At 76.2% G+C, this 1,067-nt stretch carries 1 protein-coding gene; it reads right to left on the reverse strand.

Annotated elements, in window-relative coordinates; translation table 11 throughout:
• A partial coding sequence (locus ACIQOV_RS42655) for a M14 family zinc carboxypeptidase (RefSeq protein ID WP_401056670.1) occupies window positions 1-954 on the reverse strand: 954 nt, incomplete at its 3' end.
• Between the last annotated feature and the right edge of the window lie 113 nt (window positions 955-1,067).

A 1,067-nucleotide genomic window follows, 5' to 3' on the forward strand; every position in this document is an offset into this window, starting at 1 on the left:
GGGGGTGTCGGGGTTTCGCACGTAGGGCAGGGCGGCGTCGAGGAGCGCGGTGAGGAGTGTGCCGCGGTGGCGCAGGCGGTCGGCGCAGGTGCGCAGGTACAGGCGGACGGCGTCGGCGGGGCGGGTGTCGCCGAGGTGGGCGCTGGTCCAGGCGGGGACTTCGACCAGGACGGTCTGGCCGCCGTGGCGCTGGGGGGCGAACCAGGTGCCGGCCCGGCCGCCGCCGTCCTGGCGGGGGGTGAGCATGCCGGTGGCGGTCTCCTGGTGGTCGATGTGGTGGGGGGCCATGAGGTAGAGGCCGGGGCCGGATTCGTGCAGGTGGAAGGTGTCGAAGTTGCCGGTCTCGACGGGGATGCCGAGGTCGGCGGCGGAGCGGGTGAAGGGCTCGGCGAGGGCGGCGGGGTCGCCGGTGGCCTGGACGAAGGTGCCGCCGACGTCGGTGCTGTGCAGGGAGAACTGGAGGGTGGGGCGCAGTTCGTCGATGAGGTCGAGGAGGGTGCGGCTCTCGGGGAGGTCGGAGCCGATGGCGGGGGCCCATTCGGGCTGGTCCTCGGCGGCGGGGCGGTAGTAGTGGTCGTAGTAGGCCCGCAGGGTGCGGGCGGTGCGGCTGCCGTCGGCGAGGTGGGCGCCGTCGGGGTCGAGGCAGAGCAGGAAGTGCCAGGCCAGGCCCGGGTGTTGGGCCGCGAGGGCGTGGTGGGCGAGGTCGGTGACGGCGGCCCGGCCGGCGAACTCGTCGGCGTGGGCGCCGGCGACGACGAGGAGGTCGTGCGGGCCGCGGCCGACGGTCAGCAGGGTCAGGGGGCGTCCGGCGCGGGAGGTGCCGACGGTGCGCACCCGGCACAGGTCGGGCCGCTGGGCGGCCAACTGGTGGGCGGTGGCGGTGAGTTCGTCGAGGCTGGGGTAGCGGTCGTGGAGCCGGGCGGCCCGGCCGGCCGGGGTCGTCGTGTCGATCACCTTCGGTTTCCTCCCCTGTGGTCGTGGCAGTAGTTCTACCTGGCACGCGGGGCCGCCGGTACGGGCCGGGCCCGCCCGGGCGCGGAGGCTCGGGCGGGCCCGGGTGGGGCGGG

Origin of the sequence: Kitasatospora sp. NPDC091257, from assembly GCF_044757675.1 — a bacterium.
Lineage (GTDB): Bacteria > Actinomycetota > Actinomycetes > Streptomycetales > Streptomycetaceae > Kitasatospora > Kitasatospora lactacystinica.